The organism is Vibrio sp. 16 (assembly GCF_963681195.1).
GTDB classification, from domain to species: domain Bacteria; phylum Pseudomonadota; class Gammaproteobacteria; order Enterobacterales; family Vibrionaceae; genus Vibrio; species Vibrio sinaloensis_D.
Genome location: NZ_OY808998.1, coordinates 316928 through 336423, shown reverse-complemented (window position 1 = coordinate 336423; position 19496 = coordinate 316928). Strand labels below are relative to the sequence as shown.

22 protein-coding genes and 2 pseudogenes are annotated in these 19496 nt (G+C 39.8%); all 24 read left to right on the top strand.

The annotated features are described in order from the left end of the window. Positions 1 to 42 precede the first annotated feature (42 nt). Positions 43 to 1074: a nucleotidyltransferase domain-containing protein gene (locus tag U9J37_RS15810; protein WP_005475734.1), complete on the top strand. Its 1032-nt coding sequence runs from the start codon at positions 43 to 45 to the stop codon at positions 1072 to 1074. A 2-nt stretch (positions 1075 to 1076) separates the two neighbouring features. Then, complete coding sequence (locus U9J37_RS15805; RefSeq protein WP_005475736.1) at positions 1077 to 2837, top strand: ThiF family adenylyltransferase; 1761 nt, start codon at positions 1077 to 1079, stop codon at positions 2835 to 2837. After that, positions 2830 to 3303 (top strand): Mov34/MPN/PAD-1 family protein, encoded by a 474-nt coding sequence (locus tag U9J37_RS15800; RefSeq protein ID WP_198135517.1) that lies wholly within the window; start codon positions 2830 to 2832, stop codon positions 3301 to 3303. Before U9J37_RS15805 ends, U9J37_RS15800 begins: the two co-directional genes overlap by 8 nt. Next, positions 3303 to 4409: an SAVED domain-containing protein gene (locus tag U9J37_RS15795; RefSeq protein WP_005475768.1), complete on the top strand. Its 1107-nt coding sequence runs from the start codon at positions 3303 to 3305 to the stop codon at positions 4407 to 4409. The genes U9J37_RS15800 and U9J37_RS15795 overlap by 1 nt, the downstream gene beginning before the upstream one ends. Before the next feature lie 272 nt (positions 4410 to 4681). Beyond that, positions 4682 to 5102, top strand: a pseudogene (locus tag U9J37_RS15790) (GNAT family N-acetyltransferase). Between the two features lie 157 nt (positions 5103 to 5259). Next, positions 5260 to 5607: a hypothetical protein gene (locus U9J37_RS15785; RefSeq protein ID WP_043886964.1), complete on the top strand. Its 348-nt coding sequence runs from the start codon at positions 5260 to 5262 to the stop codon at positions 5605 to 5607. 136 nt (positions 5608 to 5743) lie between these two features. Further along, positions 5744 to 6217, top strand: coding sequence for a DUF6367 family protein (locus U9J37_RS15780; protein WP_005472387.1), 474 nt, complete (start codon positions 5744 to 5746; stop codon positions 6215 to 6217). A 139-nt stretch (positions 6218 to 6356) separates the two neighbouring features. Further along, positions 6357 to 6777, top strand: a pseudogene (locus U9J37_RS15775) (GNAT family N-acetyltransferase). A gap of 163 nt (positions 6778 to 6940) precedes the next feature. Beyond that, positions 6941 to 7567, top strand: coding sequence for a LysE family translocator (locus tag U9J37_RS15770; protein ID WP_043886961.1), 627 nt, complete (start codon positions 6941 to 6943; stop codon positions 7565 to 7567). A gap of 121 nt (positions 7568 to 7688) precedes the next feature. After that, positions 7689 to 8117, top strand: coding sequence for a GNAT family N-acetyltransferase (locus tag U9J37_RS15765; RefSeq protein WP_005472374.1), 429 nt, complete (start codon positions 7689 to 7691; stop codon positions 8115 to 8117). Positions 8118 to 8274: 157 nt separating this feature from the next. Further along, the gene (locus tag U9J37_RS15760) at positions 8275 to 8670 is read left to right on the top strand and encodes an ACT domain-containing protein (protein ID WP_005472216.1); all 396 of its coding nucleotides are present in this window, start codon (positions 8275 to 8277) and stop codon (positions 8668 to 8670) included. A 155-nt stretch (positions 8671 to 8825) separates the two neighbouring features. Beyond that, positions 8826 to 9296 (top strand): GNAT family N-acetyltransferase, encoded by a 471-nt coding sequence (locus tag U9J37_RS15755; RefSeq protein WP_005472172.1) that lies wholly within the window; start codon positions 8826 to 8828, stop codon positions 9294 to 9296. Between the two features lie 1785 nt (positions 9297 to 11081). Then, entirely contained in the window at positions 11082 to 11369 is a 288-nt protein-coding gene (locus tag U9J37_RS15750; RefSeq protein WP_039485575.1) for a carboxymuconolactone decarboxylase family protein, read from the top strand. 145 nt (positions 11370 to 11514) lie between these two features. Then, on the top strand, positions 11515 to 12072 hold the full coding sequence (locus tag U9J37_RS15745; protein ID WP_050937202.1) for a hypothetical protein: 558 nt from the start codon (positions 11515 to 11517) through the stop codon (positions 12070 to 12072). A gap of 134 nt (positions 12073 to 12206) precedes the next feature. After that, positions 12207 to 12869 carry a hypothetical protein gene (locus tag U9J37_RS15740; RefSeq protein WP_005472268.1) on the top strand — a complete coding sequence of 221 codons (663 nt, stop codon included), beginning with the start codon at positions 12207 to 12209 and terminating at the stop codon, positions 12867 to 12869. A gap of 143 nt (positions 12870 to 13012) precedes the next feature. Further along, complete coding sequence (locus tag U9J37_RS15735) at positions 13013 to 13420, top strand: hypothetical protein (protein ID WP_043886957.1); 408 nt, start codon at positions 13013 to 13015, stop codon at positions 13418 to 13420. Between the two features lie 221 nt (positions 13421 to 13641). Beyond that, the gene (locus U9J37_RS15730; protein ID WP_005472314.1) at positions 13642 to 14043 is read left to right on the top strand and encodes a hypothetical protein; all 402 of its coding nucleotides are present in this window, start codon (positions 13642 to 13644) and stop codon (positions 14041 to 14043) included. Between the two features lie 266 nt (positions 14044 to 14309). After that, positions 14310 to 14585 carry a hypothetical protein gene (locus U9J37_RS15725; RefSeq protein ID WP_009698364.1) on the top strand — a complete coding sequence of 92 codons (276 nt, stop codon included), beginning with the start codon at positions 14310 to 14312 and terminating at the stop codon, positions 14583 to 14585. 213 nt (positions 14586 to 14798) lie between these two features. Next, positions 14799 to 15137, top strand: a complete 339-nt coding sequence (locus U9J37_RS15720) for a hypothetical protein (protein ID WP_005472227.1) — start codon at positions 14799 to 14801, stop codon at positions 15135 to 15137. A gap of 748 nt (positions 15138 to 15885) precedes the next feature. Next, positions 15886 to 16251 carry a VOC family protein gene (locus U9J37_RS15715; RefSeq protein ID WP_005472418.1) on the top strand — a complete coding sequence of 122 codons (366 nt, stop codon included), beginning with the start codon at positions 15886 to 15888 and terminating at the stop codon, positions 16249 to 16251. Positions 16252 to 16391: 140 nt separating this feature from the next. After that, complete coding sequence (locus tag U9J37_RS15710; protein WP_005472320.1) at positions 16392 to 16715, top strand: DUF6572 domain-containing protein; 324 nt, start codon at positions 16392 to 16394, stop codon at positions 16713 to 16715. 137 nt (positions 16716 to 16852) lie between these two features. Next, on the top strand, positions 16853 to 17344 hold the full coding sequence (locus U9J37_RS15705) for a hypothetical protein (RefSeq protein ID WP_043886953.1): 492 nt from the start codon (positions 16853 to 16855) through the stop codon (positions 17342 to 17344). Between the two features lie 146 nt (positions 17345 to 17490). Further along, positions 17491 to 18261, top strand: coding sequence for a hypothetical protein (locus U9J37_RS15700; protein ID WP_005472219.1), 771 nt, complete (start codon positions 17491 to 17493; stop codon positions 18259 to 18261). Between the two features lie 167 nt (positions 18262 to 18428). Next, entirely contained in the window at positions 18429 to 19493 is a 1065-nt protein-coding gene (locus tag U9J37_RS15695; protein ID WP_005472328.1) for a cupin domain-containing protein, read from the top strand. Positions 19494 to 19496: the final 3 nt, after the last annotated feature.

Genomic DNA, 19496 nt, shown 5'->3' with positions numbered 1-19496 from the left:
ATTAGCTATTTATGATGATGTTAGCATTGGGAGCTAAAAGAAATGGCAGTTCAAACTCACTTTATTAAATTTCACAATAAGATCAAATTAACTAGGGAGAGCGTGGATTACAGAGATGCGCGAGATAAAGATTCAAGTATTTTATCTCAAGTAAGAACAGCATTTTGTAGTGCAGGATATCCAGTTATTGACGATTTCTTACAGGGCTCCTTTTCGACAAATACAGCGATACAAAGTCTAGATGGTGATTTTGACATAGATCGTGCGGTAGTTGTAGCTTTTGATAAAGCTCCCGATGATCCCGTTACTGCAAAGCGAAAAGTAAAAGAAGTTCTTGATAATAGGGGCTTTAGGAACGCAAAAATCAAAAAGCCATGTGTTACCGCTGACTACGCTAGTTTGAATCTTCATATTGATATACCTATTTATGCGAAAGATGGGGAAAGTTATAAATTAGCATTAGGTAAAGCCAACTCTACTTCAGTGAATAGGAAATGGTCGGACTCAGATCCTAAGGGATTGAGAAACTGGATCAATGATACGAGCAGTTATACATATTCTCCTAATGATACCCAGCAACAGTTTATTAGACTTGTGCGTTACATCAAACGATGGCGTGATCACAAATTCTCAGCAGATGTCCGTAGAAAAGTCTACTCAATCGGGCTTACAGTAATAATTAAACAGTGTTTTCAGCCTTGTTTTGATCAAGAAGGTAAGCCAGATGATCTCCGCGCACTTAAAGAGACTGTAGATAGAATTTTAAGGAGTGGCTACTTTCATTTGGTTGGTGTGAGTAAATACAAAATTTCTGTGATGCTTCCAGTTACACCAAGAATGGATATCTTCGCTAACAGTAGTTCTGACACTGGAACTCAACTTCAGAACAAGTTTGTAAACCTGCAAACTAAGTTGGGAGAGGTTCAAAGGGAAGCCGATGAAAGTAAACAGTGTGAGATATTGAACAAATTGTTTGGTGCTGACTTTGAAGTTCCTGAGGACTCCAGTGGTGCTAAAAGTAGCTTAGCCTCTTTCTCCAGTGCAGGCGTGGTTGGAACCTCACAAGGGGCGTAATAATGGATTCCGTGATAGAGCATCTAAGGACTCTTGGCTATAACATATCTCTAGTTGGTGAGAAACATAGCATAGTTGTGTCTTGTACGATTGGGGGAAAGAACTTTTCTCTCGCTCACAATGTGAGCGAAGGGTCTAGTCAACCTTTGTCTTTGCCCACCTTTTTTATCTTGAATGCTTCACGACATATGCCGCTAGCTCATGTGATTTTGTTAGATAGTGATTTGGGGCTTGAAGGGGTCTCTGAAATAGGGTTTATTTGTGTTGGTGACCATGAATCGCTGTCAATTAACTTTGATCGTCCAGAGCTAGTTTTTGAGGCATCTTTAGAGCGACATATATCAATGTTAACTAAAGCCATATGTGATCCATCATGGAATCGAGAGGAGTTACTACGGGAGTTTAAAGCGAACTGGAGCCATGTAGCTCTAAATAAACAGTACGATTTGGTGCTACCACCAAATTTACAGTGTAGTCAGAGTCTCCAGTTCACTGTTAAAGCACCTATGCAAAAGAAAAATTTTGGTGTTGATTCACGCTATATTGGAGTTAGCGCTGAAGATAAACCGGGTAAATTTTCAACGCTAGTAACGAATTCTGCGTTGTCAGAAAAAAGAAATGAAGCTGGCGATGCTGTGATACTTCCTCTCAACACTTTAGATCCTGCACCATATAAGCAAGATGGATTGATTGAATGGTATTTGAGTACGTTAAATGGCCTCGAAGAAGAAGTTTCTTCTTTCTTTCAGGCAAAAGCCCAGTTTCGTAGAAACAAGTTCTGGTTAGTTTTTTGTGCGGAAACACCTTCTGGTATTACTTGGTTTGGACTTCACTTTAAGCACAAGAATAAAGGAAAACGTTCGTCACTTCCTATGAATCTCAATGCTTTTAAAGCATGGGAGATTCATGCTATATCGGTGCTACCCTATAGCAGAGACTTTGTGGCACCGAGAGGTGGTGCAGCTTCGGGCTTAAAAGATAAAAAGGTGCTTCAAGTCGGCTGTGGTTCGGTTGGGGGACAGTTGGTTAGGCAACTAGCATCCTCTGGAGTCGGTCAAATTCATATTTGCGACCCTGACTCTTTCGAACTTGAAAATCTTTATCGACACTGCATACCCGAATTTCTTACTGGTTATTCTAAAGTTCTCGCAATGAAGAGCCAGATCGAATCTCAATACCTGTGGTGTGATGTTGAGGCATACTCGTCAAATCTAGTATCTCTTCATGATAAAAGGATACTAGAGTCTTATGACTTAATTATTATCGCAATTGGTTCTCCAACACATGAAAGGTTCTTTAAGGATTATATTGAGAAAGAAAACATCAACGTATCAGTAATTTACACTTGGCTAGAGGGATATGGAGTTGGAGGACATGCGATATTAGACTGTTTTGGTAAGAGTGGTTGCTTAAAGTGTGCTTACATTGATTATTCTACTGGTGAGTACGGCCTTGCTTCGAATCTAAATTTTATTGAAGCGGGTCAGGAGTTGACGATAAACCACGCTGGTTGTGGCCAGAACTTTTTGCCATATAGTTCTAATTGTTCAACTCAAACTGCACTTGTCGCTTCAGACCTTGCAGTAAAGTTCCTTCTTGGAAGGTTGACTGAATCCTCTAAAGTGAGTTGGAAAGGAGACAACTTCGATGTGACTCAGGCAGGAGTCAAGACCACGTATAGATACAAGTCTTTTAGCAATTCTTTATCAGTAGAGTCGCTATGTGAGGAAATTTGTGATTGCAGGGGCATTTTGTGTGACTAAATTACCCGATAGTATGCTATCCCTTCTAATTTTCGATGAAGTTGTTCTGAAATGGAAGGAACATCAACAACTTAAAAGTGATGACAAGGAAGCTTGTGGCGTGTTAATTGGTGGCTACGATACCAATAAATCACTTTACATTGTATCTGATATAACTACTCCACTTCCCGAAGATATAAGAAGCAGGACTTCTTTTAGAATGCTTGATAAAGGGCACCAAAAAGCGGTCGATAGTGCTTTTGAAAATAGTGGAGGAAAGAAAATATACCTTGGGACATGGCACACCCATCCAGAAGCTCATCCTGAACCATCATCTGTTGACATAGACGATTGGAAGACTTGTATGAAGCGTAATGAAGGACGAAAGCTATTTTTTGGTATTGTAGGTAACGAGAGCTTTCGGATATTTGTATACTCGGAAGCGGAGTCCGGTTTTGATTTGTTAATGACACGGAGCATTAAGTAGTGGAGTTCTTTAAAGATTTGGTGTACAGGTTATTGCATTGGGGCGATTTGCTGTTCAAATGGTACACTAGACCCCGAAGCAAACTATTTACAATCGGCAAGTTTCTAGTTGTGAGCGGGCTTAGCTCAATAGGTGTAACGGCTGCTCTCAAGATAGCCCTTAAAACTCCAGATGGGTATGAGTTAACCGCGTCATTCTTTGAGAATGACACAGGTACTTTCATATTATTACTTTCTAGTTTCTTCGTTATAATTGGTTTTTTACTCATCATGTATGACGCTTTGCAAACTTTGAAAGATAGTGGCAAAGCGAATGATATTCTCGTTGAGCACATTGCTTTGTTTAAACCACTAAGCTCATCTTTTTTGTCTACTGTAACGAAAGCTAAGGGAAAGGTTCGATGTGCAAAGATAGATTTATCTGAACATTATAAAGATGGTGTTTTGTGTGATCCTTCAGAAGCAGTAAATGACACTCGAGTAATGCTCAAAAAAGCTGTTGCATCCTTATCAGATGCAACTGGAAACGAATCTGCCTCTATTCATTACGGTGGTACCCCTCCCGTCTGCCTCGGTTTTTATTCTGGCTTCTTCATCGGTAATACAACAAGTGTGACGTTATGGGATTACGATCGAGATTTGGAAGAATGGCATTGCTTGAACAGAAGCTTCGATAGTAATCAGCCAATTATAGATGAGTCTGACTATGAAGGAGCGCAAAATGATGACGTATGTTTAATCTTTAGTATTTCTTTCGATATAGAGAAAGTTGCTCGAGAAACAACCAATATAAGTTCCATTGTCACAATAAGAATGCCTCATATTGGTCATGACAATATGTCCAGTTTGTCCAAACTGACTAAGTTTAAAAAGGAGTTTAGGTTGCTTCTAAACAAGTTTAATCAGGATGGTGTAAGGAGAATCCATATATATTGCGCAGCGCAATCCTCGTTTAACTTTGCTATGGGGCAACAGATAACTAGAAATCACCCTGAGTGCATTGTTTACGAATTTGTTAATGGAGCGACTTGTCCATACCCTTGGGGGCTTAAATTCAATAATAAAACCTCTCCGGCACCAATAATAGTTGAAAGTGAGGTTGCATGAAATTTTGACTACAAACGGAAGTTGAGCCATTCCTGAATTAATTCGTAATTTTCTAAATTAGTAGAATCACTGACACGCTTTTGTCCAATAGTGTTTTAGGAATGAAGAAATGCTACCTTTCATTGTTGGTGGCTTTTTTACGTTCGTGAAGCTACACATTTGCTACATAAAGTTGGTGTTATAGTGAGGTTTTTTGTTTAAGATACTGTTATTTAATGTTTTTTGTTTTTAATGTTCACGCATTAACAGGGCGTTATGTGCTTAGAGGGAAAATGGCATTGATTAGAGAAATGGATATCTCGGATTACTCTCAAGTTATTGAGCTTTGGTCTGAAACAGAAGCTATGTTGCTGCGTGATGCAGACTCTAGAGAAAACATAGGTAAATACTTAGAACGTAACCCCAATCTCAGCTTTGTCGCTGTAGATGGTGGCACTTTTAGTGGGTACAGATGGTCGTCGAGGCTACGTACAACATTTGGCTGTAAACGCGAATTGTCGAGGCAAAGGCATTGGTGCCAAACTCATATCCTCAGCGGTCGATGCATTATCGAACATTGGTATAGTTAAAACTCACTTATTTGTTGCCAATGAAAACCTGAATGCTCAATATTTCTATGAAAAACTAGGTTGGTTTCCACGTGATGAAGTACGTATGTTTTCTTTTAACTCGTCTTGCAGTGGTAATGCTTAGTACGCACATAACAAAGCATTTAAGAGTGATTCCCAACGCTTGGCATTTTTAGTTCAAGTTTGGGTTTCGTGTTTTCGGCGCAATGGTTTAGGTTCGTGGTAGCGTTGCTCACACCTTAATGCGGCGTTATGCATCTTCATGAGATCAGGAGAAAGAGTTGATAGAAATCGAATTCAACATCTATTTGGCGAGCAAAAAGGAGTGGGCTCACTTACTAAAAAACATTCGCCTCGCCGCCGTCCCAAGAGTTGGCGAATCTGTTAAATTCAGTAATCGTGTTGTAGGCGATTACTTCTCATGGACAGTAAATCAGGTGACTTATCGTGAAAATGGTGTAATCGAAGTCACAACAGATTTACTCGACAATATAAATTGTCGAATGTATTCATTTGAAGAGCACGATGAATTTTTAGAATATTATCACTCTTACCTGAACGAGGGTTGGATTTCACCTAATGGCGTTAAAGTTAATAGCCAATACCTAAATCGTAAAAAAGAAGCATAACAAGGCGTTTAAGGCAGATTCCCAACGCTTGGCGTTTTGCATTCTAAGTTGGGGTAAGTGTTTAAGGTGCAATGGTTTAGGCTGGGTGGCTGGCGTTGCTCACTACTTAACGCGGCGTTATGCCTAAGGAGATAATATGACAATAAAATCATTTAAGGATTTTTTAAATGACTTGGAAAATGCTGATGAAATTTCTAATGGGATCGATTATTTCATTATAGAAATTTCGCACGATAACATTTCTGAAGAAATGTTTATCAATGAAGGTAGATGGACTCAATCGGGTAAGAAAAATTGGATGTATCGGATAGATGCTGAAAATCCAGCTTTAAATCAACAAAGGCATGTTCATATAGCACAATCTAAACACTTAAACTCAAAGAATCAACAGGTTGCTTGGAATCAAGATGGTAGCAAGCATGACAAAAAAACCTTTAACAAGAATATTGCGAAGTTGAATGTTGTTCAGTCTATTGCTAAGGAGACACTTAACCTCGATTCATCTATAAAATTGGAAGAGGCTGCCATTGCCCCTAACTTATTGGTTCAGATTAACGAGGCTCTTGACGGGGATGCTCCTTGTTTACCAAAGCTATTCCGTGCGGTATAGGCATAACAAACTGTTTAAGAGGGATTCACAACGCGTGGCATTTTTACTATGCGTTGGTTCTAGTGGTTAAGGTAGTATGCGGCGGCATCGGTATTGCGTTGCTCACCCCTTAACAGGGCGTTATGTGCTTAGAGGGAAAATGGCATTGATTAGAGAAATGGATATCTCGGATTACTCTCAAGTTATTGAGCTTTGGTCTGAAACAGAAGCTATGTTGCTGCGTGATGCAGACTCTAGAGAAAACATAGGTAAATACTTAGAACGTAACCCCAATCTCAGCTTTGTCGCTGTAGATGGTGGCACTTTTAGTGGGTACAGATGGTCGTCGAGGCTACGTACAACATTTGGCTGTAAACGCGAATTGTCGAGGCAAAGGCATTGGTGCCAAACTCATATCCTCAGCGGTCGATGCATTATCGAACATTGGTATAGTTAAAACTCACTTATTTGTTGCCAATGAAAACCTGAATGCTCAATATTTCTATGAAAAACTAGGTTGGTTTCCACGTGATGAAGTACGTATGTTTTCTTTTAACTCGTCTTGCAGTGGTAATGCTTAGTACGCACATAACAAAGCATTTAAGAGTGATTCCCAACGCTTGGCATTTTTAGTTCAAGTTTGGGTTTCGTGTTTTCGGCGCAATGGTTTAGGTTCGTGGTAGCGTTGCTCACACCTTAATGCGGCGTTATGCCACCCGAGTAGAATTAAAAATTGAGGAAACAATGGATTTAAATTCGTTATTATTATTTGTAGTTGCTTGCCTTGCTATCAACATGATCCCTGGGCCTGATGTGATATATATCGTATCAAATACTATGAAAGGTAAGTTCGTCTCTGGTATGAAAGCAGCTATCGGACTTGGTACTGGATATTTTCTACATACACTGGCTGCATGCTTGGGCTTATCAGCAATAATCCTTAGTTCGGCCGTAGCATTTAGTGTTGTGAAATGGCTAGGGGCTGTATATCTAGCTTACTTGGGTATTCAGTCGTTGATTTCAATGTGGCGCGGACAGAGCAAAATAGCTGTAAATGAAAAGGAAGAGACAAACAAAAGTGTCTTCTTACAAGGTGTAATTGTTAGTGTTTTAAATCCTAAAGTTGCGCTTTTCTTCTTATCCTTTTTACCCCAGTTCATAGACACATCAGCGGGTTCAGCGTCGATGCAATTATTGGTACTTGGGTTGCTTTTTAGTGCTTTGGCAACGGCATGTAACGTACTTTATGCTTCGGTTGGTAGTTGGCTCTTTAGTCGCCCAAATGCACAAAACTATTCACGTATTTTAGAGGGCGTGTCGGGTACTTTGCTTATTGGACTGGCAGCCAAAGTCGCAATTAGTGAGCGATAGTGGCATAACAAAGCATTTAAGAGTGATTCGCAACGCTTGGCGTTTTCGCTTCGCTCAAGTATAGCCAAGCGTCGCTCACACCTTAATGCGGCGTTATACGCTTTTGAGGAAATAATCCAATATGAACAAGGTAGTATTCAGAAATTGCGATGAAAATAGCAAGTATTGGGTTGCTCTAGAGAAGCTGTTTCAAACAGAATGGTCTGACTTTCTATTCGTAGATACCTACAAACCAGAAGCCAACCTTCCAACTGTGATTGTTGCTCTCAGAGACAATCAAGTTATCGGTGGTCTTGCTTACTCGTGCTTTAAAGAACCTCATGGTGACTCAGAAGTCATTTGGTTTAATGCTGTTTATGTTTCACCAGAGTGGCGTGGTCAAGGTATTGCTAGCGAACTGATTAACCGAGGAGTTAGCCAAGTATCAGCAGCAACTCAAAGTAACCTGTATGCTTACACCAATGTACCATCGTTGTACGAGTCATTAGGTTGGTTAGCGGTTGACATTGAAAGTGAGCCAAATCATAAGGTTATGACAGTTTCGTTGTAGTGTCAGTACGCGTATAACAAAGCATTTAAGAGTGATTCCCAACGCTTGGCATTTTCAGTTCAAGGTTGGGTTTCGTGTCTATGGCGCAATGGTTTAGGTTTGGTGGCTGCGTTGCTCACACCTTAATGCGGCGTTAGCAATATAAGAGGAAATCGATATGTCAGGAATCACAGACCTAGACGAATTATTGCGTTCTATGAGTCCAAAACTAATGGAAACAGAGTTCGTGTTTTGTACAGTTTCTGGTGTGCTAGCAGACCATGTTGACCTAAATCCAGTTGCCACATTCATTGAATCTGAGGGCTTAACTTTAGTCCTAGAAAAGTCAGTAGCAGAAACCGCGGGTTTGTCGTTTGATGGTGTATATAGTCAAATCACTTTAACGGTTCACTCTAGTTTGGAAGCCGTTGGCCTTACAGCAGCAGTTGCTAGCAAGTTGGCTTCAAAGGGCATTAGCGCTAATGTTATTGCAGCTTATTATCACGATCATATCTTTGTTCAAAGTGGTAAGGCTGAAGCGGCAGTTTCAGTATTAGAAGAGTTCAGTGCATAGGGTTGAGCCATATTGCTAACAAAGCATTTAAGAGTGATTCCCAACGCTTGGCATTTTTCATTCCACGTTGGGTTTTGTGTTTACGGTGGTATGGTTTAGTTTCGTGGTTGCGTTGCTCACACCTTAATGCGGCGTTAACTGCTTGGAGAAGATTTATGGTTCGTGTAGCCCAAATCAAAGATTTAGATGTGTTGGTTAGCCTTTTCATTGCTGAGAGCGAGCACAACTCAGACTTAGCCCCAGATGTTGTTCGCAAAACTGAAGATGTACTAAATGAGACTGAGCTTCAAGACATTCTATCTGATGAAAATCAGTTGCTTATTGTTAGCGAGCACGATGGAAAGGTAGTCGGAGCTTTATTGGGGAATCTCACTGACGTTAAAGAGCGTCGTTGGACGCAATCACGAACGTATGGATATATTGAAGAGTTAATCGTTTCTAGCGAAGCTCGAAAGCTGGGTGTAGCTACAGGGCTAGTTTCTTACTTTTCTAAGTGGGCTAGTGCTCTTGGCGCTAGTTCAGTTGACCTGCATGTTTGGTCAAATAACACAGGAGCTATCGGTTTTTATACTAGCGCCGGATTCGAATCAAAACAGAACCTGCTCTCCAAAAAGCTACGCAGCTAACAAAGCGTTTAAGGCGGATTCTCAACGCTTGGCATTTTCGGTTTGCTTTGAATTTAGTGTTTACAGCACAATGGTTTAGGTAGGGTGGTAGCGTTGCTCACCACTTAACGCGGCGTTAGGCGACGGGCAGGAAGTTCTTTGTTCTCATCTTCTTAGTTCTCTTTGAGCTTTCGTTTTTCTATGTCGGCAATTCAACATTGTCGGCTCAAACCCTTGAATCTCTCTGGCCGTAAAACATGCCAAGGTTTGCGGGTTGCCTCATTGGTTTTCATAGTCGGTTGGTTGTGAATTTCACTGGCTCAAAGTGTGGAAAGGTCAAGTTAATCGAGGTTTTCGTACTCGCTTTAAGTTTGTAGCTTTCCGTTTCGCCTCCTCAAAAGCAACTTTATTGCTGAAAGTCTGTATTTTGTGGTTGTCGAAACTTCGGCTGAAACATAGTGGCTTATATGGTTCTTGAATCACAAAAAATCAGTGGGTGTTTGGTTGCTTATTTTGTTTCGGGTAATCTGCTTTCAAACAACCTTAAACATTGGTGGGAAACTTCGCCTAACAAGGCGTTTAAGACGGATTCACAACGCTTGGCGATTTCAGTTCAAGTTAGCTTAAGTGTTTAAGGTACAATGGTTTAGGTTTGGTGGTTGGCGTTGTTCACCACTTAACGCGGCGTTAGGCAAAGGGCAGAAAAGTTCTTTGTTCTAATCTTCTTGTTCCCTCTGACAGTTCGTTTTCCTTAGTCGGCAATTCCGTATTGTCGGCTCACATTCTTGAATCTCTTCAACCGTAAAACATGCCAAGTTTCGTGGGTTGCCTGATTGTGTTTTTGTGTCGGTCGGTGGTGAGTTTCACTGGCTTAAAGTGTGGAAAGGGCAAGTTAGTCGAAGCTTTCGTTATTGCTGTCAGTTCGCAGCTTTGAGTTTCTCAGGTTCAAAAACTACTTTCTCGCTGAAAGGCTGTATTTCGTGAACGTAAAAAGTGAGGCTGTAACATAGTGGCTTTAGTAGTTCTTGAATCACAAAAAGTCAGTGGGTGATTGGTTGCTTATCGTGTTTAAGGTATTCTTTTTTAAACCAAGTTAGTGAGTAAACGAGAAATTTGCCTAACAAACAATTCAAGCTGATTCGCAACGCTCGGCGCTTTCGGTTTCAATTGGTTGGTGATTACGGTGCAGTGTTTAGGTCATGTGGCAGCGTTGCTCACAACTTAATTGGGCGTTAGGCGACTGGCAGGAAAGTTCTTTGTTCTCATTTTCTTAGGTCTCTTTGAGCATTCGTTTTTCTAAGTCGGCAATTCAAGATTGTCGGTTCAAATTCTTGAATCTCTCTGGCCGTAAAACATGTTAAGGTTTGCGGGTTGCCTCATTGGTTTTCATAGTCGGTTGGTTGTGAGTTTCACTGACTCAAAGTGTGGAAAGGGCAAGTTAATTTAGGCTTTCAATTTCGCTGTTAGTTTGCAGCTTTGAGTTTCGCTTCCTCAAAAGCAACTTGATCGCTGAAAGTCTGTATCTCGTGGTTGTCGAAATTTCGGCTGAAACATAGTGGCTTTTATGGTTCTTGAATCACAAAAAGTCAGTGGGTGTTTGGTTGCTTATTTTGTTTCGGGTAATCTGCTTTCAAACCAACTTAAAGACTGGTGGGAAACTTCGCCTAACAAGGCGTTTAAGGCGGATTCACAACGCTTGGCGATTTTAGTTCAAGTCAGCTTAAGTGTTTAAGGTTCAATGGTTTAAGTTTGGTGGTTGGCGTTGTTCACCACTTAACGCGGCGTTAGAACTTATAAGGAATGTTTATGCTAGGGAAGCACCAAAAAGGGTACGAAGAGTTTTATCACTCAACTCATGAAAACGAGTATTTGGATACGAGAACTGAATTATTAGTTGGTTTGTCCGCAGCTATGGCGATGAATTGTTTACCATGCACTCGGTATTATTTGTTAGAAGCAAAAAAAGCCGGTATTTCAAAAGGTGAAATTTCAGATGTTACCGCAAAAGTTATGGCGGTAGCTGCAGGGCAAAAGAAACTCCAAATGCAAGAAGTCCTAAATAAATACAATATTGATCTCGATAGCTTTGAGTAACGTTCTAACAAGGCGTTTAAGGCGGACTCACAACGCTTGGCGATTTCAGTTTAAGTTGAATTTAGTGTTTAAGGTACAATGGTTTAAGCGTTGTGGTTGGCGTTGTTCACCACTTAACGCGGCGTTAAGCTTCAATGAGGACAATATGGACTACGAAGAAATAAAACGACAGGGTATCGCTGGCTTTGTCGAAGATGAAGAGCAAACTAGACCAGAGCGTATTGTTAGATTTGTAGAGCTAAATGAATTATTTTCGCCACAGGGAGATATGCTTTTTACTGGTGGTTTACAGTCTAGCTTAGCTTTTCATGAATTAGCTAATAGTTACGTTAACGGTAATTACATGGCAGTTGTACTCTTGTGCCAAGCTTTTATTGAGCACTCATTGTCCGGTGAGTTCATCATGAGAGGACAGAATGCAATAGCGGAATCGTCGTTTAAGAAAATCCTTGAATCTGCAAAGGGAGCTGAAATTATAAGTGAAGCTCTTTTTGAACAATTGGAAGTGTTGCGGAAAATCCGCAACCCTTATGTTCATGCGAAAGCGGGGTTAAAAAATGGCTCATTGGCTAAGAAAATGATCGATGGTCGATTTGAATCTGCTGAAGACCTTGCTAAGTCGGATGCACTAAAGTCACTTGGTATACTAAAGTCTTTTGTGCATGAAAATGTATTTATGTGGACCCCTCAGCCCGAAGCTTAACAAACTGTTTAAGAGTGATTCGCAACGCGTGGCATTTTCACTATGCGTTGTGTTTAGTGTTTAAGGTGGTATGCGGGAACTTCGGTATTGCGTTGCTCACACCTTAACAGGGCGTTAGCTCTCAGCGAGGAATTATGGAAACATTAACATTAATAGCAAAAACTATAGCGATTATATCCGCTTGTTGGGCAATCATTTCTGGGGTTGGCGCTTGGAAGCGAGAGTTCATTGGTAAGCGAAGAATTGAACTAGCAGAAGAAGTATTAGCTGGTTTTTTCGAAGTTAAAGATGCTATTGCAGTAATCCGTAGCCCGTTTGCCTCAGCGAGCGAAGGCTCATCACGTGTCAAAGGTGAAGTGGAAAGCAAAGAAGAATCAGAGTTATTAGATCGTGGGTATATTGTCTTTGAGCGCTATGAGTCTAGAAAAGAAGTTTTTACTAAATTTCAAACGATGAAATATAGGTTTATGGCTTCATTTGGTGCAGAGAGTGAAGATGTTTTTACTGAAACTAACAAAGTACTCAACAGTATCTTTGCTTCATCGAGACAACTAGCAACGCACTATTGGCAACGCCAAGGTCGTGTCCCTATGAACGATGAAGAGTTTCAAAGGCATCTAGAACAAATGAGAATCCATGAAGGTATATTCTGGGACTCATTTGCAGAGGACGATACCATTCGAACTAAGCTAGAAGTCATTCAAAGTAACCTAGAAAAAGTGACAAAACCGTGTTTTGAAGAACCAATGACAACATATACATGGTTGACTAAAAAACTCGGTGCAAATGAGAGCTAACAAACAATTTAAGAGTGATTCAGCACGCTTGGCATTTTTGGTTTGAGTTAAGTTCAGTGTTTACGGTGGTCAAATTGAGTATAGTGGTCGCGTGCTTCACACCTTAATTGGGCGTTATAGCTATTTAAATAATCGAGGTAAAAGTGAAATTAGCATTTCTAAAGTTGGCATCTAACATAATGTTTTGGCTGATATTCATACTAATATTTGTAGGCATATATATATACGACAACGATTTAAAGCTAAATGAGGTTGTTCCTAGTAAGGAACTTATACAGTTAGCCGACTATCGGATTTTAACATATCAGGTTTTGTCCGGCTTGTTCCTATTTTCAATCTATGCATTTGCTTCACACAAAAGTCGAAGCAAAGAAGATAAAGAAAAGGGTACATTATTTATGGATATAGCATTAAATGATTTTGCAGGAGTTCTCTTTAACTTTGGTTCTTTAAACCTATCGTTAGCTATTTTTATGCAAGATTGGTCGATGCTTTTTATTACTGGAGTAGCCTACATTATCGGTCTAATTGCTTACCCGAAAGAAAAATAGCAATAACAAACTGTTTAAGAGTGATTCGCAACGCGTGGCATTTTCACTGTGCGTAGGGTTTGGTGTTTAAGGTGGTATGCGGCGGCATCGGTATTGCGTTGCTCACACCTTAACAGGGCGTTATGTAGTCTAATCAAAGACTGTAACAGTTTATGCAATGCTTGCCTTAAACTGCAGTGATAATATTGGTCTCTGATAAACGAGTTTATAGGTTATTAACAATGATATTTTCTAAACGAAAAAAGTCTTTTGAAAAGCATGAGAAAAGTCTTGTGCATCATTTTGAGTTTGCTATCTCTGACTTGGAGCGGGCAAAGCAATACTTAATTTACTTCAAAAGCGATGTTGGTAACACTAAAGACTTGTGGTCGGTAGATACATCAATAGTATCCATTGACGAGATGCTCTATTACTTAAAAGCAGAGCAACAGGTTCGTGATTGTACCGATGTGATTAGAAATTTGGATGCAAACTTAGGCGTAGTATTTCAGCATGATGAGCAATGGAATGGAGAGATTGTTGGATATTTAGTTTCAATATTTAAATCATTGCACAACGCTTCCTGTCATATAAAGCAAATAGAGCTTATTCGTACAAAAATATCGGCTGAAATTGAGTGGTAAATCAGCAACATAACAAAACGTTTAAGACAGATTCCCAACGCATGGCATTTTTCATTTCATCGTTGGGTTTCGTGTTTATGGTGGTATGGTTAGGTTTCGTGGTGGCGTTGCTCACTACTTAACGTGGCGTTATACGAATGCGTGCCGACGCAGGTATCAGGCAGAGCTCCAAGTATGCTCACTCAAATAAGTATCTGATCCTCAATCCAAGATAAATATTTTTAGGTTCTAGAGCATTTGGTGCTAAAAGATAGGTGACAATAATTATGTGGTATCTGTTTAAAGATTATGTGGACACGCCAAATCATATTGAGTTTTTGATCTTTGGAGTGTCAATGATAGCTTCCTACATTGTGGCTTGTGTGTCCTGTAAATCTCGCAATATGTCAGGGTATGAAGTGCGGGTTATTGCTACAGCAGCAGGTCTTATGGTGGCAGCGCTAGTTGGGGGAGTTAAATTTACTTTTGTGTCAACTTTGCTGGTATCGATGCTTTTCACATGGCTGATGGTGAGAAAAGGGCATGCATTGGGTTGGGGATAAATCATTGTCTTCAAAGGAAATAGCCAGATTCCTAAACTTTAATTTAATCCATTGATCCAATCGGGAAAATTCGTATAACAAAGCGTTTAAGACGGATTCCCAACGCTTGGCATTTTCGGTTTGATTCAGCTTTAGTGTTTACGGCACAATGATTTAGGTTTAGTGGTCTGCGTTGCTCACCACTTAACGCGGCGTTATGTGCTTGGAGGAAATATGGAACTCAGAACATTTATTAGCGAAACACTGAAAGACATTATGGGTGGTGTTCACGATGCTCAAACTGAAGTTGAGTTTGGTGAAATTGTTTCTCATACAAATGAAAACCTGTCAGTCATTGAAACAGGGTTAACTAGCTTTCAATCTATTGATTTTGAAGTTTCAGTTAATGTTGTTGAAAACGCTGGTAGTGAAGCTAAGTTAAATGTTGTTGCTGCAGTAATCAATGGCAATGTCAAAGGGAACAGTTCTAACTCATCGGGTCACTCGGCAGTTCTCAACTTTAAAGTACCCGTAAAAATGCCAGTGCATCCGGAACCAGTTGATATGGAGTAAAGCTCAAAATATGTCTCAACTGTCGCTTAGAGTACGCACATAACAAACAATTTAAGAGGGATTCACAACGCTTGGCATTTTTGCTTCTACTTCAAATTTAGTGTTTATGGCACAATGATTTAGGTTGGGGGGGAAGCGTTGTTCACCCCTTAATTGGGCGTTAGGCGACGGGCAGAAAAGTTCTTTGTTCTCATCTTCTTAGGTCTCTTTGAATATTCGTTTTTCTAAGTTGGCAATTCAACATTGTCGGCTTAAATTCTTGAACTTTTCCAACCGTAAAACATGCCAATGTTCGTGGGTTGCCTCATTGGTTTTCAGCGTTGGTTGGTGGTGAATTTTATTGTTCCAAAGTGTAGCAAGGGCAAGTTAATCGCGGCTTTCGTTCTCGTTTTAAATTTGCAGCTTTACGTTTCGCTTTCTCAAAAGCAACTTGATCGCTGAAAGTCTGTATTTCGTGGTCGTTGGAATCTTGGCTGAAATATAGTGATATTGTGGTTCTTGAATCTCAAAAAGTCAGTGGGTGTTTGGTTGCTTATTTGGTTTCGGGTAATCTGCTTTCAAAACAACTTAAACACTGGTGGAAAACTTCGCCTAACAAGGCGTTTAAGACGGATTCACAACGCTTGGCGATTTCAGTTCAAGTAGAATTTAGTGTTTAAGGTACAATGGTTTAGGCATGGTGGTTGGCGTTGTTCACCACTTAACGCGGCGTTAAGCTACAAACAGTCGAAAGGAATTGGTACTAGAAATGGAAAATCTGAATACAGTAGAAATAAAATCGTTTGTGCCCGCCAAAGACTTTGAACTTTCGAAGCGCTTTTATCAGAGTATTGGCTTCGAACTCGCATCAGAATTTGATGGAATCGCGTACTTCAAATTTGGCTCTTGTCCGTTTTTGCTCCAAGACTTTTATGAACCGGCTCATAGTGATAATTTCATGATGCACCTTTTAGTCGAAGATGCCCAAAGTTGGTATGAGCATGTGCTGAAACTCAATTTAGAGGAAGAGTTTGGTTCCAAGGTGACAGAATTGGTTGAACAGCCGTGGGGAATGCTAGAGTTTTGCATCACAGACCCTAGCGGTGTGTTGTGGCGCATAGCCGAGAACAAGTAGCTTAACAAAGCGTTTAAGACAGATTCGCAACGCTCGGCATTTTCGGTTTGATTCAGCTTTAGTGTTTACGGCACAATGGTTTAGGCAGGGTGGTGGCGTTGCTCACTACTTAACGCGGCGTTAGTTGCAAAGGACAAAATATGACAATTGAGCAGCTTGATAAAGTAGATGTTATTGCACATGACAATGAAAAAGTAATTTTGGTTATATCCGATCATTTAGAGTGGGATGATCAAAATGAAAAGCTATTGCTGCTACAAGATAAACTAAATCTATATTTATCATTTATTGAATCTGGAGAAATACTTGAACAATACCCAATAGCAAAGGGCAAGCTTTTTGAAATTAGGATTGTTTCAAAGTATCAGCCAAACCGCGAAGCTGAAAAATTCGTTTCATTGGTTTCAAAAGTAGTAAGTGATGCAGGTTTTAGTCTTACGCACGAGTTGGGGACTTGCAACTAACAAGGCGTTCAAGGCGGATTCACAACGCTTGGTGATTTCAGTTCAAGTCAGGTTAAGTGTTTAAGATGCAATGGTTTAGGTTTGGTGGTTGGCGTTGTTCACCACTTAACGCGGCGTTAGGGCACAAGAGGTAGTACATGATAAGTCAAATGGGTATAAAGATAGATGGCGTGGAAGACTTTTTGTCTGAGTGCGAGAACAAATTGCTTGATGTAGCGCCATTGGAATTCTTGTACCCGGGAGAACTAAGAAGTGAGCCGCTGAACGAATCATTGTGGACTGATAAAGTTCATGAAATAAAATCTATGAACGAGAAGCGTATATTGTCTAAATTGCGTAATAAGGCGAATATTTATGCGATCTTTATTCAGCCTACCGGTGGTGATTGGAGTCCGGTTTATATTGGTCAGCGCAAAGCTTTAGAAATACGTCAACGTATAACATCCCACTTAATAAATAAGAACGGAGCCACAGGCTCAAAGTTAGCTCAGGTTAAAGAATCAGTGGCTAAGGGGCACAAAATTGGTCTTAGGTTTCTGTTTCTTGAGCGTGACACTATGCGTGCTTTTGTCGAAGAAGAGCTTATTGCTAGAAATAAAGAAAAACTAGAGTGGAACAAACACGCGTGAAGTGCCCTAACAAAGCGTTTAAGACGGATTCACAACGCTTGGCATTTTTGGTTTGAATCAGCTTTAGTGTTTACGGCACAATAGCTTAGGTTAGGTGGTCGCGTTGTTCACCACTTAACGCGGCGTTAGCACTCAGGAGGTATTCATTGAAAAAGTGTCAGCTGTGCCTTTGTAAGTCTGAGTTATGTAATTCACATGCAATACCTGATTCAGTATTTAGATCTTTGTTTAAACAAGGGAATGGTCAGGCTATCGAACTTTCTTCTGGTGAGTTAATCCCCAATAGAAAGTCGCAGGACAGTTGGGCTACTGACCAGTTGTGTAGTGGATGTGAGGTAAAGTTAAACATTACCTATGATCAATATGGTTTGAACTTATTAAGAGGAAAGGTTGGAAAAGCTATTCGACATGAGGACGGCGTCCATTTTTCCGATATCGACTCTCAAAAATTTAAAAGCTTCGTGTTGTCTATTTTCTGGCGGGGTGCTGTTTCAGAACATGAAAACTATAAAACAATTCAAGTTGCCCCACGTTTTTTAGAGCTAATTCGATCTAGTTTGGTTAGGCAGGATAATGTTTCAAAGAATTCATGTACTGTCATTGTACAGAGATTGATTGATACAACAGATGGGGGTTTTGACGAAAGTCATCTCAGAAATTTTGTTGTTTCACCATTCCCTAGGAAATATGAAGTTAGAGGGCAATTTTATAGCTCCATCAGCATGATATTTTTAGGGTTTTACTTTGAGATTTTTTATAACCCTATACGTTTTTCTGAAAAAGTATCTAAGTTTGCGTTGGGCAGTAGCTCGACAACCTATATTTCGCCTTATATTGAGGTCACTGAAATACCCGAGGTTCTTGATTTAATGGTTAACGGTCTTAGAAAAGAGCATAAAGGTTTAAGCAATGTGTGACTAAAAAAGAGTGCTAACAAACTGTTTAAGAGTGATTCGCAACGCGTGGCATTTTCACCATGCGTAGATTTTAGTGATTAAGGTGTTGTGCGGGAGCTTCGGTATTGCGTTGCTCACACCTTAACAGGGCGTTAGGTTTAAGTTCATCCCGTTTGGAGTTCATATTTATGATTGATAAAGAATGCTACGGTACAAAAAAATCAAGTAATGGAGTTGAATCTACTATTTCGTGCTGGGAAGCAAGCGATAAATATGGTGTTTCAATTCGACATGGCAAAATGAATACTAATGGAGAGTTGCGTTTTAGATTGTTATCAACAGACGGCTCTGCATACATAAAAACTGTAACAACTAGTGAAAGTGAGGGGTGGCAAAATCCACATTATCACAACCACTTAATGGAAACATATATAGTAGAAGAAGGGTGGGTTGGTTACATAGAATGTATTAAGGATGAAGTGACAGCAGTTAAGTATAATAAAGGTGATGTGTTTACTACAAAACCAGGTGTTGCGCACAATCTATTTATACCAAAAGAGACGGTAGTACACACAGTTAAGCATAGTGCTTACAATGATGTTCATAAAAAAGAACCTGACTGGCATTCAGATTCAGAAGCTTGTGAGATACTAAACTCTTACGAAAAAAAAGCGCTAGCATCGAATTTTGGAAATGAAGATTCACATAATGAACCTTTGATTGAAAAAAATGCTACAGATGAACTAAATAAACTAACTTTTGATGATAATTATACTGAGTCATATAAACATTTCGACAATTTAATTTGGAAAGTGCCTTCTTGGTCTACTGCTGTCTTTGGGGTTTTCATTGGAGGGTTGTTATCTCTATATTCAAGACAAAGTGATTTTCATGGCTTAAATGTTTATGTAGGAGGATTAACCCTGTTTTTTAGCGTGTTTATTGCAACGTTGTCGTACACCCTATTTAGGTTCAGGTGCCATCAAATTAATACGAAAATAACTCATCGTCGAATTTTATTATCTCCTCAGTTTTTTCTTCAGTTTTTGATTAATATTGAAGCGATAATTCTGCTTCTTATTTCTGTTGTTTTGCTAAATAATGAATTGGTCGTGTTTGTTTCAGGGTTCGTTTTAGCTATTTTAATTATTTTTACGATTCATAGCGAAATCCATCTATCGGCTATTAACCAACAGTATAGTAAGTCAAAAACGGAAGATAAAAAAATAATAACCAAGCAGATGGGTAGCTAAAAC